Here is a 13,341-nt window from a genome sequence, read left to right on the forward strand (position 1 = left end):
CGTCCATCCCTCCCGTAGGAGTCCAGGAGCCATGACGCAAGCCCCCGCCCGTACCCCCGTCGCCCGGCCCGTGATCGCCATCGCGGGGCTGGGCATCGAGTCCTCCACCTTCTCCCCGGCCCGCACCGAGGCACCGGCGTTCCACCCGCAGCGGGGCGAGGAGGTGCTCACCCGCTACCCGTTCCTCGCGGCGGGCGAGCCGCTGCGTGCGGCCGCCGAGTGGCACGGCGCGCTGGTCGGCAAGTCGCTGCCCGGCGGGATGGTGACGGCCGCCGCCTTCGCCGAGCTCTCCGAGGAGCTGCTGGAGCGGCTGGCCGCGCTGCCCGCGCTGGACGGGCTCTGGTTCGACATCCACGGCGCGATGACCGTGGAGGGTCTCGACGACGCGGAGGCGCTGCTGCTCGCGCGGATACGGGACGTGGTCGGCCCGGACGTGATCGTCTCCACCTCCATGGACCTGCACGGCAACGTCTCCCGCGAGCTGGTCCACGGCAGCGACCTCATCACCTGCTACCGGATGGCGCCGCACGAGGACCACATGGAGACCAAGGAGCGCGCCGCGCGCAACCTGGTCGGGCTGCTGACCGACGGCGGCCCGCGGCCGGTCAAGGCGTGGGTCCCGGTGCCGGTGCTGCTGGCCGGCGAGCAGACCTCGACGCGGATCGAGCCGGCGAAGAGCATCTACGCCGCGGTGGACGAGGTGGAGGCCCTCGACGGCGTCATCGACGCGGCGATCTGGGTCGGCTACGCGTGGGCGGACGAGCCCCGCAACCGTGCGGCGGTGGTCGTCACCGGTCAGTCCGAGGAGGCTGTCGCGGCGGGCGCGGAGCGCCTGGCGCGGGGTTTCTGGGACGGCCGGAAGGACTTCGCGTTCGTGGCGCCGACGGACTCCCTCGACGGGTGCCTCGACGCGGCGCTCGCCTCCTCCGCGCGGCCGTTCTTCGTCAGCGACAGCGGCGACAACCCGACGGCGGGTGGCGCGGGTGACGTGACGTGGGGCCTCACGCAGGTCCTGGCCCGGCCGGAGTTCCAGTCGCCGTCCGGACCGACGGTGATCTACGCGTCCGTGCCGGGCCCGTCGGCGGTGGCCACGGCCGTGGCCGCGGGCGTCGGCGCGACGGTCACCGTCACGGCGGGCGCGGAGGTCGACGACCGGCACGCGGGGCCGCTCACGATGACGGGCGTGGTGCACGCGATCCGGCACGGTGACCGGGACGCGCGCACGGAGGTCGTGCTCCGGGTGGGCAGCGTGTACGCGATCCTCACGGAGCTGCGCAAGCCGTACCACCTCGAGGCGGACTTCACGGGCCTCGACCTCGACCCGCGCTCGGCGGACCTGGTGATCGTCAAGATCGGCTATCTGGAGCCGGAGCTGTACGACATGGCGTCGGACTGGCTCCTCGCCCTGACGCCGGGCGGCGTCGACCAGAACCTGGTCCGCCTCGGCCACCGCCGCATCCGGCGCCCGATGTTCCCCTTCGACGCCGACATGGCGCAGCCGGACCTCTCGGCGCGGATCATCGCGGCGTCGTGCGACGCGCTGGGCGGCGCGGACGAGTGACCCCCGGGCGGCCCCGGGGCTCCCGGGGCCGCCCGGTCGATCGCTAGGTGCCACGGTGCGGTTCGTCACCACCGAACCCGGTCCGGTGCGCGACGAGTTGGGCTCCCCGCCGGTGCACGTGGCGACGCGGTACGCCGAGGTGGAAGCCTGCGACGTGCTGCGGTCCCGGGCAGGAGCAGCCACCTGGCCATGGCGGCGGGCCTGCTGCGGGGGCTGACGGCCACCACGCACTGGGGCGCGGTCGCCACGCTGGAGTCGTACGGTGCGGTCTACACCGCCGAGCGCGTGGTCCGGCAGGGGCGGGTGATCACGTCGGCCGGGGTGTCGTCCGGCATCGACATGGCCGTCGGCCTGGCGGCGCTGCTCACGGACGACCTGACGGCGCAGGCGATCCAGCTCTACACGGAGTACGACCCCGAGCCCCCGTTCGACGCGGGCTCGGTGGCGAAGGCGTCGCCGGAGGTCCTGCGGCGCGCGCGGGCGCTGGGATAGGGGTCCGGTGGCCGGTGCCGCGCCTCAGGCGCCGGACCACTCGCCGGGGCGGTACCAGGTCTCTCCGTCGCCCGGCCGGACCCGGACCGAGTCGCCCGCGCCCAGAGCGGCCAGGAGCGAGAACACCCGGTTCAGCACATCCGTGCGGTCCAGGGACGGATCCACTTCGAGATCGAGATGGGAGAAGTGCTCACCGGTGCCGGCGCCGACCACTTCTCCCGTTCCCTCGAACACCTCGGTGAGACCGTCCTCGATGTCGTCGCGGTCGACCGGGATCGGCCCGTCGACGACGATCTCCACGAAATCCACGGTCGTCCGGACGGCCGCCGCGGTCAGCGGGCGGACCTGAGGCGTTCGAGGATGCGGTCGCGGCCGCTCGACCAGTTGTCGGAGAGCGCCTCGACCGCGGCCGGGACGTCGCCGCGCAGGAGGCACTGGGCGATGCGCTCGTGCTCCTGCGCGGAGCGTTCCAGGATGTCCTGGTCGCCGACCACCACCCGCTCGTAGCGGTGCATCGTCAGCTTCAGGGACATCAGGAGGTCCATCAGCCGCTCGTTGCCGCAGCCGGAGAGGAGCAGGTCGTGCCACTCGTCGTCGTACCGCTCGATCACCTCGTGCCGGGCCGCCGGGGCGGAGAACGCACGGGCCTCGTCCAGCAGGCGGGGCGCGATCGACGCGAGGTGGGCCGGGTCCGAGGAGCGCAGGGCCAGGGACTCCAGGGCCACCACGATCGCCGTGAGGTCGTGGAACTCCTGGGGGTTCATCGGCGTGAAGCTGAAGCCCTTGCCGCGCCGGCTCGTGATGACGCCCTCACGCTCGAGCGTGATGAGCGCCTCGCGCAGCGGCGTCCGGCTGACCCCCAGCTCGGCGGCGAGCTGCACCTCGTTGAGCGGCTCGTCCGTGGTGAACTCACCCCGGGCGAGACGCGCCAGCAGCTCGTCCTTGACCTGCTCGCGCAGCGGACGCCGATCGATCGCCATGGTCGGTGGCCCTTTCCTCCGGTCCGGTCCATTATCCGGGATGCGTGAGCGTCCGATCAGGCGGTCCCCGCACCGTCCACGGCGATCACCGCTCCGGACACGAACGCCGCCGCGTCACTCGCCAGGAATGCGACGGTCTGGGCGATGTCGCGGGGCTGCCCGATGCGGCCCAGCGGGCGGTCCGCGGCCTCCGCGTAGAACGACTCCGCGCTCTCCCCCAGCTGGCCGGCCTCGTCCGCGAGCATGCCCGTGTTGGTGTCGCCGGGGCACACGCAGTTGACGCGGATGTTCGCGGGGCCGTGGTCGATGGCCATCGCGCGGGTCATGTTCACCACCGCGCCCTTGGAGGCGCAGTACGAGACGGCCTGGCCCCCGCCCTTGATGCCCCAGCCCGAGCCGGTGTTGACGATGCTGCCGCCGCCCGCCTCGGTCATCAGCGGGACGACGAGCCGGCTCATCAGCATGATCGACTTGATGTTCACCGCCATCACCAGGTCCCAGTCGTCCTCCGTGATCTCCAGCACGGTGGAGCGGCGGATGATCCCCGCGTTGTTGAACAGGACGTCCACGCCGCCGTACGTCTCCGTCGCGGTACGGACGACCGCCTCGCAGTCGGCGGCCCGCGACACGTCGCAGCGGACGAAGACGCCGCCCGTCTCCTTGGCCGCCTGTGCGCCCGCCGCCGGGTCGATGTCCGCCAGGACGACGCGCGCGCCCAGCTCTGCGAGGAGGCCCGCGGTGGCGCGGCCGATGCCCGAGGCGGCGCCGGTGACGATCGCGCGCTTGCCGGTGAGGTCGATCATGGTGTTCGTTCCTTCGCGTGTTCGAGGGGCGGGAGGATCATCCCGCAAGTCGGTAGAGAGAGGTGCTGCCGCGTCCGGTGAGGACGGGCAGATAGCCGGCCAGCTCCGCGTCCAGTGACGCGTCGCCCGTGTCGGCGAGCAGGGGGCGGCCGCCGAGGGAGGCGAGCTTGGCCTCCGTACACAGGACCAGGAGCCGGTCGCGGCCCGCGGCTCGCAGCAGGTCCGGGGAGAGCTGCTGGTTGCCGCGGCCGAGGAGGAAGCCCTGGCCGCCGATGGGCGACACGGCGATCCAGGGGGGCGAGCCTCCCTGGATCGCGGACCGCAGCCCCGCCGCGCTCGCGTCCCGCGCCAGGACCCCGGCGCGGCCGTCCGCCAGGGTCAGGGCGTTGACGCCGGTCAGGGCGACGTCCGCGCCGAGGGCCGCCGCCACCGCGTGGGTCGTGCCGCCGGGGCCGAGGACGAGCGGGGCCCCGGCGGGAACGCGGGCCGCCAGCTCGGCGGCGATGCCCGCGGTGGCCTCCGGGGCGGCGGCCGGCGCGCCGGACTTGCGCTGCTGGACGCGGGCGGGGACGTCCGGCACGGTGAGCCAGCCGTACAGCCGGGCCGTGAGCCGGCCCTCGCGCAGCGCCTCCTCGTCCCGGTCCATGACCTCGGCCTGCCGCAGCCGCAGCCGGGCCCGCCCGTCGCCGCCCGCCCAGGCGGCGGCGGTCTCCCCCGCGGCCCGGGGGGTGACGCCGAAGACCGCGGAGTGCATCTTGACCCCGGTCGGGATACCCAGCACGGCGAGGTCCGCGCCGCGGGTGGCCGGCCCCCCGGTCACCCCCACCAGCGCGTCCCACACGTCCCGTGCCGTCCCGTCACCCCCCGCGAAGAGGACCAGCCCGGCCCCCGCGTCGCGCAGCGCCCGCACCGCGGCGACGGTGTCGCCGGGCCCGGTCTCGGCACCCGGCGCGGACCCCGGCGACCCGGGCGCCGAGCCCGCCGCGGACGGGCCCGCCGGGCCGCCCGGCCCCGGCCCCGTTCCCGTACCGGCCCCGGGTGCGCGCGGCGCGCCCGGCTCGTACACCACCCGCGCCTCCCACCCCGCCGCCCGCGCCGCGTCCGCGCCCATCGGGCCGCCCGCGGTGAGCAGTTCGCACGGGGTGCCCCGCAGCGAGGCCAGGGCCGCCGCCGCGCGCTCCCCCGCGCGCGGCACCGCCCCCAGCTCCAGCGCCCGGCGCTGGACCTCGCGGCCGTCGCTGCCCTTCAGCCCCACGGGACCGCCGAGCCCGGCGACGGGGTTCACGACGAGGCCGATGCGGGGGACGGTCACGCGGGTCCGCCGGACCAGGCGCCGGAAGGCCCGCCGGACGAGGCGCCGACCACCTTGCGCTGGTAGGCCCGCCACGTCACCGCCCACGTCGCCGGGTCGTCGAGCGACGACTCCCGCACCCGGTGCACCGTCGAGCGGTGCGGGGCGGTGCGAACCGTCTCCGGGTCCTCGTACGCCTCCCGCGCCACCTCCGCCAGGATCGCCGCGTACTCGTCGAGGTCGGCGCGCGAGTACGACTCGGTCGGCTCCAGCGTCATCGGCTCCGGCACGACGTACGGGTGGTGGCTGGTCCAGTAGTGCGTGCCGAAGTCGGCCGCCCGCAGGCCGAGGTCCTCGCTGTGCACGCCGGTGTCGGCGTAGAGCTGCTCCCAGCTGTAGCGCACCTGCTCCACCCGCGGCCGGCCGGCCGCGTAGGGCGCGCTCACGCCGCGGATCTTCAGCACCTGGTGCATCAGGTAGTTGTTGTTGAGGACGGCGGTCTCCGCGGCCTCCCGCAGCCCCTCGGCCCCGAGCGCCATGATCCAGGCGTACGCCCGGACCAGGTTCGGCATCACGCCGTAGTACGGCCGCATCTTGCCGACCGAGTCCGGCCGGTCGTCGTCGAGCGTGTAGCGGGTGCCGTCGTACGACACCACCGGCCGCGGCAGGAACGGCGCCAGCTCCTCCGTCACACCGCAGGCGCCGGCCGCGGGGCCGCCGCAGGCGTGCGGGGTGGAGAACGTCTTGTGCAGGTTGAAGTGGCACAGGTCGAAGCCCGCGTCGCGGGCGCGGGTGATGCCGAGGATGCCGTTGGCGTTGGCCTGGTCGTACGAGCACAGGCCGCCGGCCTCGTGGACGACGCGGACGAACTCCTCGATCCGCGGGTTGTAGATGCCCGTGTCCTCGGGGTTGGTGATGAGCAGCGCGGCGGTGCGCGGGCCGGCGGCGGCCTTCAGCGCCTCGAGGTCCGGGTAGCCGTCCCCGTCGGGGTGGAGGGTGATGACCTTGAAGCCGGCCGTCTTGGCGCAGGCGGCGTTCGAGGGGTGGGAGAAGATCGTGGTGATGATCTCGTCGCGCTGCTCCAGCTCGCCCTTCGCCGCGAAGTAGGCGCGGATCATAGCCACGTTGGTGTAGATCGCGGCGGAGCCCGCGCCGGGCTGCAGCGTGACGCGGTCCATGCCGGAGACCTCGGCGAGGAGCCGCTCCAGCCGGTGGATGACCTCCAGCGCGCCCTGCACGGTGTCCTCGTGCTGGCGGGGGTGCAGTTCGGCGATCCGGTGGTCGCGGACGAACTGGTCGTTGACCTTGGGGCTGTACTTCATCGTGCAGGTGCCCTGGCCCACGTCGATGTTGAGGTCGGCGCCCAGGTTCTCCTGCGACAGCCGCAGATAGTGGCGCAGCACCTGCTGCTGGGCCAGCTCGGGGAGGGCGGGCGGGTCGGTGCGGCGGATGAAGGCGGGCAGCTCGGGCGTCTCGGCCGCGCAGGCGGGGTCGGGGGCCGGCACCAGCACGCCGCGCTCGCCGGGCGTGCCGAGTTCGAAGACCAGCTTCTCGTCCCAGCGGGCCTGGTGGAACCGCCGCAGCCGCGGCTTGGCGGCGATCCGGGCGTCCTCGGGCGTCACGGGCGCGGAGGGTCGGGGGGCGCTCACTGGGCGGTCTCCTTCAGGGTGTCGGCGAGGCGGTCGATGTCGGCGCGGGTGTGGACCTCGGTCACGCAGAACAGCGCCTCGTGCGGGTCGGCCAGCGGCGTCGCGCCGAGGATGCCGTGGCGCAGCAGGCCGTCGGCGACCCGGGCCGCCGTGCGGTTCGTGAAGCGGACCGGGAAGTCGGCGAAGTGGACGGCGTCCGCCTGCGGGATCTCCACCCCGGGGACGTCGGCGAGCCGGCGCTTGGCGTAGGCGGTGTGGGCGAGGATCGTCTCGCCGATCTCCCGCATGCCGTGCGGGCCCATCAGCGACAGGTAGACCCCGGCGGCGATGCCGTGCAGGGCGGCGGCGGTGCCGACCCACTCGTTGCCCTCCTCGCGGCGGGCGAAGGAGGTCCGTTCGTACGCGACGTCGCCGAAGCCGTACTCCCCCTCGACGCTCGTGGGGACCAGGCCGAAGAGGCGGGACGGGTACTCGGCGACCAGGCGCTCGTCGTCCCGGGTGGCGATGAAGCCGGCGTTGCCGCCGCCGTAGCTCATGTGGATGCCGAGCGGCTGGATGTCGCCGCAGGCGATGTCCGCGCCGTAGGAGGCGGGCGGGGCGAGGACGCCCAGGGAGACGGGGTTGCAGCCGACGACGTACAGGGCGCCCGCGGCGTGGGCGAGTTCACCCAGGGCGGGCAGCGCGGGGTCCACCAGACCGGTGTACGACGGGGCTTCGGCGTACACGGCGGCGGTCGCGCCGCCCGCCACGGCCGCGCGTACGGCGTCGAGGTCGACCGGGCCGGTGGCGGGGACCACGACCAGCTCCAGGTCGGGGCGGACGTAGTCGGCGACCTTGGACAGCTTGTCCGGGTCGACGGCGCCGGCCACCACGAGCCGGGTGCGCCCGGTCGCCCGCGCCGCCATCCGCAGCGCCGTGGCGGTGGCCTGGAAACCGTCGTAGACGGGGACGTTGACGACCTCCACGTCCAGCAGCTCGGCCATCAGCGACTGGTACTCCCACAGCGCCTGGAAGCGGCCGTGGTCCTCGTAGGGCTCGCCGGCGTACGCGGTGAGGAACTCGCTGCGGTTCACGATCTCGTCGACGACGGCCGGTACGTGGTGCTGGTAGCAGCCCGCGCCGAGGAAGCTGAGGAGCTGCTTCGTTGAAGTGTTACGACCCAGCAACCCCTCGACATGACGGGTGAGTTCGGCCTCCGAACGCAGCGGGGCGGGCAGGTCGAGGGGGCGCTTCAGCCGGATCGTGTCCGGGATGTCGGCGTAGAAGTCCTCGACGCTCGCGGCGCCGATGGCGTCGAGCATCGCCTTCCGGACGGCGGGGACGGAGTTCGGTATGTACGGGTGGCCTTGCGGATCGCGTTCGCTCATCCTCGCGCTTCTGCCTTCTGTGTCGGTGTTCATCGGTGTTCGCGTACAACCTCTTGACGAACAGCTCCATCATTCAGTGTTCTGTATACAGCATTAGCCATTCAGTCGTCAGGAGGCAAGGGTGCCCACCGCTCCCAGCAGATTCACCAGCCCCACCAGACGTTCCGTCCTGGCCACGGGTGCCGCGGCCGCGGCCACCCTGCTCACCGGCTGCGCCACCGGCGGCACCGGGGCGAAGGACAAGCCCCGCGACCTCAAGGCCGGCGCCGAGCTCAAGGGCTCGATCACCGTCTGGTCCTGGGACGTCGCCGCCCAGGCCCTCGAGCGCCTCGCCCGCGCCTTCGAGTCGGCGCACCCGGGGACGAAGATCAAGGTCCTCGACACCGGCTACGACAACGCCTACGACAAGATCACCGTGGGTCTGAAGGCGAACACCGGCCTCGCCGACGTACTCACCGTCGAGGGCTCCCAGCTGCCCAGCTATCTGGGCAACTTCCCGGCCGGCTTCTACGACCTGACCAAGCAGACCGCCGCCCTGGCGAAGGACTTCGACCAGGCGGCCTGGGCGACGGTCACCGACCGGAGGAAGCAGGTCCTGGGCCTGCCGTGGGACATCGGCCCGTGCGCGCTGTTCCACCGCACCGACTACTTCCGCCAGGCCGGCGTCGACCCCGCCTCCCTCACCACATGGGACGCGTACGCCGAGGCAGGCACGGCGGTGAAGAAGAAGACCGGGCGCAAGTTCCTGGTCATGGACTCCGACGACACCGGTCCCCTCCCCCTGCTCCTGCAGCAGCAGGGCCGCGGCTACTTCCGGGACGGCAAGGTCGCCGTCGCGAGCCCCGAGGCCGTGCGCGCGCTCACCCTGATGAAGGAGCTGGCCGACCGGGAGCTGATCGCGTACGAGAAGGGCTGGGACGGCCTCGTCAGCGCGACGAAGACCGGCAAGGTCGCCACCACCCTCACCGCCGCCTGGTGGACGGGCACCCTGACCTCGGAGATGCCGGAGCTGAAGGGCAGGTTCGGCGTGGTGCCGCTGCCCGCGTTCGACGAGGGCGGCACCCGGACGTCCAACGAGGGCGGCTCCACGCTGTGCATACCCGCCCAGAGTAAGAACCCCGAGCTGGCCTGGGCGTTCGTCCAGTTCGTACTGACGGACAAGGCGAACCAGGTCTCCATGCTGAAGGAGGAGGGCCTCTTCCCCGCCTATCTGCCGGCGCTCGATGACCCGTACCTCAGCGCCCCGCAGGAGTACTTCGGCGGTCAGCCCGCGCTGAAGGTCTTCGCCGACCTGGCCCGCACCATCCCGGCCACGGAGACCACCGAGGACGGCGCGAAGGCGGGCGAGATCATGAAGTCCGCGGTGAACAAGGTGCTGCTGCGCGGCGGCGACCCGCAGAGCGCGCTGCGCTCGGCGGCCGACCAGATCGCCGCGGCCACCGGCCGCGAGATCGCGGGATAGGGCGCCCGTGTCCGTCCAGACCCACCCCGCACCCGCCGCCGCCCGGGCGAGGGTCGCACCCAGGCCGCGAAAGCGCCGGATCCGGCTCACCCACTGGGTCTTCGCCGGTCCCGCGGCCGTGCTGTTCACCGCGTTCTTCGCCTATCCGCTGGCCGCCAGCCTCTACCAGTCGTTCACCCGCGACGAGGGCGGCGTCACGGTCTGGGCGGGCCTCGACCAGTACCGGCGGATGCTGCACGACCCGGCGTTCCTGGAGTCGCTGCTGAACACCGGGCTGATCCTGGTCACCCAGGTCCCGGTGATGCTGGTCCTGGCCCTCGCGCTGGCCGCGCTGCTCAACCAGTCCTGGCTGCGCTTCCGCGGCACCTGGCGCGCGCTGTACTTCCTGCCGGCGGTCACCACGCTGGTCGCGTACGCCGTGGTCTTCCAGGTGCTGCTGAAGGGCGACGGCGGTCTGGTCAACCAGACCCTGACAGCCGTCGGCCTGCCCGCCGTCGACTGGCTGAACGATCCCGCCTGGGCCAAGACCGCCCTGGTCGGCTCGCTGACCTGGCGCTGGACCGGCTACAACGCGGTGATCCTGCTGGCCGGCCTGCAGTCCATCGGCCGCGAGCAGTACGAGGCCGCCGCGATCGACGGGGCCGGCACCGTCACGACGTACACCAGGGTGATCTTCCCGCAGCTGCGTCCGGTGGTGCTGTTCTGCGCGGTCACCTCGACCATCGGCACGCTGCAGCTCTTCGACGAGCCGTACGTGCTGACCCGGGGCGGGCCGGACCACGCCACCCTCACGCCCGTCGTCTACCTCTACCAGACCGGCTTCCAGCAGATGGACTTCGGCTACGCGGCCGCCATCGCCTGGGCGGTGGTCGTCGTGATCGCGGCGGTCTCCGCCCTGCAGTTCTGGTTCTTCGGAAGGGAGCGCCGCTGATGGGGACCTTCGTGGCGCGGTACGCCGTACGTCTGCTGCTGCTCGCGGGGGCGGTGCTCAGCCTGGTCCCGTTCCTGTGGATGGCGGTGGCCGCCACGCACTCCACGTCCGAGCTCTTCGACTCGCCGCCGCCGTTCCTCCCCGGCGGGAAGCTGCTGGAGAACCTGGCGCGGCTCCAGGACACCATCGGCTTCGGCCGCGTGATGGCCAACAGCCTCGGCATCGCGCTCGTGCACACCGCGCTCAGCTCGCTGGTCTCCGCGATGTGCGGGTACGGGCTGGCCAAGTACCGCTTCCGGGGCCGCGGTCTGCTGCTGGGCGTGGTGCTGGCGACGATGATGATCCCGTTCCAGGTGCTGCTGGTGCCGCTGTTCCAGATGATGGCGAACCTGGGCTGGGTCGACACCTACCAGGCGGTGATCCTGCCGTTCCTGGCGAACTCCTTCGGGATCCTGCTGATGCGCCAGGCGTTCACGACCTTCCCCGACGAGATCCTCGAGTCCGCGCGGATCGACGGCTCGGGCGAGCTGCGGACCTTCTACCAGGTGGTGCTCCCCTGTGTGCGGCCGCAGCTCGGCGCGCTGGTGATCTTCACGTTCATGGGGGCCTGGAACAGCTTCATCTGGCCCCTGCTCATGCTCAACAGCGAGGAGAAGTACACCGTGCCCGTGGCACTGAACACCCTCACCGGCCTCACCCGGGTCGACTACTCGGGCCTGATGCTCGGCTCCCTGCTCGCGACCCTGCCGCTGATGCTGCTGTTCCTGCTCTTCCAGCGGCAGTTCGTGGCCGGTCTGCTCGGCGGGGCGGTGAAGGGATGAGCCTCACCCGCGTCGGGGGCCTGCTGTACGGCGGCGACTACAACCCCGACCAGTGGCCCGAGGAGGTGTGGGCCGAGGACGTGAAGCTGATGGGCGAGGCCGGGGTGAACACGGTCACCGTCGGCGTCTTCTCCTGGGCCCGGCTGCAACCGGGGCCGGAAGGCTGGGACTTCGGCTGGTTCGACCGGCTGCTGGACCTGCTGCACGCGCACGGCATCGCCGTGGACCTGGCCACGGCCACCGCCTCCCCGCCGGCCTGGCTGGTGCGCGCCCACCCGGAGATCCTGCCGGTGACGGCCGACGGGGTCCGGCTGGAGTTCGGCTCCCGCCAGCACTACTGCCCGTCCTCCCCCGTCTACCGCGCCGCCGCGGTCCGCCTCACCCGCGCGCTCGCCGAGCGGTACGGCGACCACCCGGCGCTCGCGCTGTGGCACATCCACAACGAGTACGGCGACCACGTCACCGAGTGCTTCTGCCCGGAGTCGGCCGCCGCCTTCCGCCGCTGGCTGACGGACCGCTACGGCACGGTCGAGGCCCTCAACCACGCCTGGGGCACCGCCTTCTGGTCGCAGCGCTACGGCGCCCTCGCCGAGATCGAGCCGCCGCGCACCGCGCCCGGCCCGGTCAACCCGACCCAGACGCTGGACTGGCGCCGCTTCTGCTCCGACGAGCTGCTGGCCTGCCACCGCGCCGAGAAGGCGGTCCTGGACGAGGTCATCCCGGACATCCCCGTCACGACGAACTTCATGTCGATGTTCAAGGCGCTCGACTACTGGACCTGGGCCGAGCACGAGGACTTCGTCTCCGACGACGCCTACCCCGACCCGGCCGACCCGCGCGCCCAGGTGAACGCCGCCCTCAACTACGACCTGATGCGCTCGCTGAAGCGGGGCCGCCCCTGGCTGCTGCTGGAGCAGGCGCCCTCCGCGGTGAGCTGGCGCGAGGTCAACGTGCCCAAGCGGCCCGGGCTGCACCGGCTCTGGTCGCTGCAGGCCCTGGCCCGCGGCGCGGACGGGATCATGTACTTCCAGTGGCGGGCCTCCCGGGCCGGCGCCGAGAAGTTCCACAGCGCGATGCTGCCGCACCGCGGCACCGACTCGCGCGGCTGGCGCGAGACGGTCCGCTTCGGCGCGGAGCTGCGCCGGCTGGCGGAGGTCGCGGGCTCGCGGCTGCGCGCCCGGGTCGGGATCGTCCTGGACTGGGAGTCCTGGTGGGCGCTGGAGCTGGACGACCACCCCTCGGCCCGGATGCGCTGGCCGCGGCTGCTGCGCCCCTGGTACGAGGCGCTGCACGAGCGCGGGATCACGGTCGACTTCGTCCGCCCCGGCGCCCCGCTGGACGGCTACCGGCTGCTGCTGGCGCCCAACCTCTACCTCGTGACCGGGGCGACGGCCGACTGGCTGCGCTCGTACGTCGAAGGAGGCGGCGTACTCGCGGCCGGCGGCTTCTCGGGCATCGCGGACGCCGACGACCACGTCCACCCCGGCGGTCACCCCGGCCCGCTGCGCGACCTGCTGGGCGTCGTCGTCGACGAGCACTGGCCGATCCCCGACGGGGAGCACACCGGCACGGAGCTGGGCGACGCCACCGTGTGGAGCGAGTGGCTCGAGGCCACAGACGCCCAGGTCAAGGCCAGCTACACGGGCGGTGAACTCGCCGGGCAGCCGGCCGTCACCCGCCGCGCCCACGGGGCCGGTTCGGCCTGGTACGTCAGCTGCCATCTGGCCGACGCGGGCCCGGCGCTCGACCCGCTGCTCGCGGAGGCGGGCATCGCCGCCGCGCCCGGCGTACCGCCCGGGGTGGAGAGGACGCTGCGGTCCGGCGCCGACGGCACGTCGTACCTCTTCCTGCTCAACCACACCGCCGAGGAGACCGTCGTACGGCGGCTCCCGGCGGGAACGGACCTGCTCACCGGCGCGGAGGTCGCCGGGGAGCTGCGGCTCGGCCCGCTGGGCGCGGCCGTCGTCCGTACGCGCTGACCTCC

Annotated in this window: 12 protein-coding genes; 6 read left to right on the forward strand and 6 right to left on the reverse strand. The window is 73.1% G+C overall.

The genetic code is table 11. The features are described from left to right. The first annotated feature begins 31 nt into the window (after positions 1 to 31). Together AB0M28_RS04065 and AB0M28_RS04070 are read left to right on the forward strand one after the other, a co-directional pair. Positions 32 to 1,561, forward strand: coding sequence for a M81 family metallopeptidase (locus AB0M28_RS04065; RefSeq protein ID WP_365397333.1), 1,530 nt, complete (start codon positions 32 to 34; stop codon positions 1,559 to 1,561). Between the two features lie 189 nt (positions 1,562 to 1,750). After that, a complete protein-coding gene (locus AB0M28_RS04070) occupies positions 1,751 to 2,053 on the forward strand; it encodes a DJ-1/PfpI family protein (RefSeq protein ID WP_365397335.1) in 303 nt (100 codons plus the stop codon). A gap of 24 nt (positions 2,054 to 2,077) precedes the next feature. On the opposite strand, the gene AB0M28_RS04075 is transcribed toward AB0M28_RS04070, so the two are convergent. From AB0M28_RS04075 to gcvPA, 6 genes are read right to left on the reverse strand one after another with little or no spacing between them, the layout of a single operon-like run. Further along, the gene (locus AB0M28_RS04075) at positions 2,078 to 2,353 is read right to left on the reverse strand and encodes a hypothetical protein (protein WP_365397338.1); all 276 of its coding nucleotides are present in this window, start codon (positions 2,351 to 2,353) and stop codon (positions 2,078 to 2,080) included. A 32-nt stretch (positions 2,354 to 2,385) separates the two neighbouring features. After that, entirely contained in the window at positions 2,386 to 3,033 is a 648-nt protein-coding gene (locus tag AB0M28_RS04080) for a GntR family transcriptional regulator (RefSeq protein ID WP_365397341.1), read from the reverse strand. A gap of 56 nt (positions 3,034 to 3,089) precedes the next feature. Then, positions 3,090 to 3,836: an SDR family oxidoreductase gene (locus AB0M28_RS04085; protein WP_365397343.1), complete on the reverse strand. Its 747-nt coding sequence runs from the start codon at positions 3,834 to 3,836 to the stop codon at positions 3,090 to 3,092. A gap of 37 nt (positions 3,837 to 3,873) precedes the next feature. Further along, positions 3,874 to 5,148 carry an NAD(+)/NADH kinase gene (locus tag AB0M28_RS04090; protein WP_365397346.1) on the reverse strand — a complete coding sequence of 425 codons (1,275 nt, stop codon included), beginning with the start codon at positions 5,146 to 5,148 and terminating at the stop codon, positions 3,874 to 3,876. Further along, positions 5,145 to 6,776 carry an aminomethyl-transferring glycine dehydrogenase subunit GcvPB gene (gcvPB, locus tag AB0M28_RS04095; RefSeq protein ID WP_365397349.1) on the reverse strand — a complete coding sequence of 544 codons (1,632 nt, stop codon included), beginning with the start codon at positions 6,774 to 6,776 and terminating at the stop codon, positions 5,145 to 5,147. The genes AB0M28_RS04090 and gcvPB overlap by 4 nt, the downstream gene beginning before the upstream one ends. After that, a complete protein-coding gene (gcvPA, locus tag AB0M28_RS04100) occupies positions 6,773 to 8,143 on the reverse strand; it encodes an aminomethyl-transferring glycine dehydrogenase subunit GcvPA (protein WP_365397352.1) in 1,371 nt (456 codons plus the stop codon). Before gcvPA ends, gcvPB begins: the two co-directional genes overlap by 4 nt. Positions 8,144 to 8,264: 121 nt before the next feature. Here gcvPA and AB0M28_RS04105 point away from each other — a divergent pair, with 121 nt between their 5' ends. Genes AB0M28_RS04105 through AB0M28_RS04120 form a run of 4 tightly spaced genes read left to right on the forward strand, consistent with a single transcriptional unit; the run spans position 8,265 to position 13,336 of the window. Beyond that, positions 8,265 to 9,605 (forward strand): sugar ABC transporter substrate-binding protein, encoded by a 1,341-nt coding sequence (locus tag AB0M28_RS04105; protein WP_365397354.1) that lies wholly within the window; start codon positions 8,265 to 8,267, stop codon positions 9,603 to 9,605. A gap of 7 nt (positions 9,606 to 9,612) precedes the next feature. Further along, positions 9,613 to 10,536 (forward strand): sugar ABC transporter permease, encoded by a 924-nt coding sequence (locus AB0M28_RS04110; RefSeq protein WP_365397357.1) that lies wholly within the window; start codon positions 9,613 to 9,615, stop codon positions 10,534 to 10,536. Beyond that, complete coding sequence (locus AB0M28_RS04115; RefSeq protein ID WP_365397360.1) at positions 10,536 to 11,357, forward strand: carbohydrate ABC transporter permease; 822 nt, start codon at positions 10,536 to 10,538, stop codon at positions 11,355 to 11,357. The genes AB0M28_RS04110 and AB0M28_RS04115 overlap by 1 nt, the downstream gene beginning before the upstream one ends. Beyond that, a complete protein-coding gene (locus AB0M28_RS04120; RefSeq protein ID WP_365397363.1) occupies positions 11,354 to 13,336 on the forward strand; it encodes a beta-galactosidase in 1,983 nt (660 codons plus the stop codon). Before AB0M28_RS04115 ends, AB0M28_RS04120 begins: the two co-directional genes overlap by 4 nt. Positions 13,337 to 13,341: the final 5 nt, after the last annotated feature.

This window comes from Streptomyces sp. NPDC051940 (assembly GCF_040680895.1).
In the GTDB taxonomy this organism is placed as follows: domain Bacteria; phylum Actinomycetota; class Actinomycetes; order Streptomycetales; family Streptomycetaceae; genus Streptomyces.

Excerpts from the sequence above, each read along its gene's own strand:
- AB0M28_RS04065 (WP_365397333.1), top strand. The coding sequence starts at position 32 with ATGACGCAAGCCCCCGCCCGTACCCCCGTCGCCCGGCCCGTGATCGCC.
- AB0M28_RS04070 (WP_365397335.1), top strand. The coding sequence starts at position 1,751 with ATGGCGGCGGGCCTGCTGCGGGGGCTGACGGCCACCACGCACTGGGGC.
- AB0M28_RS04080 (WP_365397341.1), bottom strand. The coding sequence starts at position 3,033 with ATGGCGATCGATCGGCGTCCGCTGCGCGAGCAGGTCAAGGACGAGCTG.
- AB0M28_RS04085 (WP_365397343.1), bottom strand. The coding sequence starts at position 3,836 with ATGATCGACCTCACCGGCAAGCGCGCGATCGTCACCGGCGCCGCCTCG.
- gcvPA (WP_365397352.1), bottom strand. The coding sequence starts at position 8,143 with ATGAGCGAACGCGATCCGCAAGGCCACCCGTACATACCGAACTCCGTC.
- AB0M28_RS04115 (WP_365397360.1), top strand. The coding sequence starts at position 10,536 with ATGGGGACCTTCGTGGCGCGGTACGCCGTACGTCTGCTGCTGCTCGCG.
- AB0M28_RS04120 (WP_365397363.1), top strand. The coding sequence starts at position 11,354 with ATGAGCCTCACCCGCGTCGGGGGCCTGCTGTACGGCGGCGACTACAAC.